The following is a 1,162-nucleotide window of genomic DNA, read 5'->3' on the forward strand; positions in this document are numbered from 1 at the left end:
CCGGTGTGCCACCGAAATTCACCGCGGTGGTGCCGGTGAGGTTGGTTCCGGTCAGGACGACGGTGGTCCCGCCTGTCACCGGGCCGACGTTGGGTACCGCCGCGACCAGGGTGGGTACCGCGATGTAGGTGTAGGCGACGCCGTTGCTGGTTCCGCCTGCGGTCGTGGCGGTGATCTGCACGGTCCCGGCAGTGCCTGCCGGGGCGACGGCGGTGATCTGGGTGGCGGAGTCGACGGTGAACGAGGTGGCCGGTGTGCCACCGAAGCTCACCGCGGTGGTGCCGGTGAGGTTGGTTCCGGTGAGGACGACGGTGGTGCCGCCGGTGACCGATCCGACGTTGGGTACCGCCGCGACCAGCGTGGGCACCGCGACATACGTGTAGACGACCCCGTTACTCGTACCACCCGGTGTCGTGACGGTGACCTGCACCGCCCCGGCCGCTCCCGCAGGCGCCACCGCGGTGATCTGGGTGGCCGAGTTGACGGTGAACGAGGTGGCCGGTGTGCCACCGAAATTCACTGCCGTGGTGCCGGTGAGGTTGGTTCCGGTGAGGACGACGGTGGTCCCGCCTGTCACCGAGCCCGCCGGGGGAGTGATGCCGGCCAGGGTGGGTACCGCGACGTAGGTGAATGCGACGCCGTTGCTCGTGCCGCCCGCGGTGGTGGCGGTGATCTGTACGGTCCCCGCCGTTCCCGCGGGTGCGACGGCGGTGATCTGAGTGGCGGAGTCGACGGTGAACGAAGCCGCCGGTGTGCCACCGAAATTCACCGCGGTGGTGCCGGTGAGGTTGGTTCCGGTGAGGACGACGGTGGTCCCGCCTGTCACCGGGCCCACGTTCGGCACAGCTGTGATCAAGGTGGGTACGGCGATATAGGTGTAGGCGACGCCGTTGCTCGTACCACCCGGCGTCGTGACGGTGACCTGTACGGTCCCCGCCGCTCCCGCGGGGGCGACGGCGGTGATCTGGGTGGCGGAGTCGACAGTGAACGACGTGGCCGGAGTGCCACCGAAATTCACCGCGGTGGCGCCGGTGAGGTTCGTTCCGGTCAGGACGACCGTGGTCCCGCCGGTCACCGATCCGGCGTTCGGCACGACCGAGGTCAACGTGGGTACCGAGAGATACGTGTAGGCGACGCCGTTGCTGGTTCCGCCTGGGGTCGT

At 69.1% G+C, this 1,162-nt stretch carries 1 protein-coding gene; it reads right to left on the minus strand.

Features of this window, described 5'->3' with window-relative positions; all coding sequences use genetic code 11:
- Positions 1–1,162: IPT/TIG domain-containing protein (locus NK1_RS33180; RefSeq protein WP_174552780.1), on the minus strand; the 1,162-nt coding region annotated here is incomplete at both ends.

It is taken from the genome of Nocardia kruczakiae NBRC 101016 (genome assembly GCF_001612965.1).
Lineage (GTDB): Bacteria > Actinomycetota > Actinomycetes > Mycobacteriales > Mycobacteriaceae > Nocardia > Nocardia kruczakiae.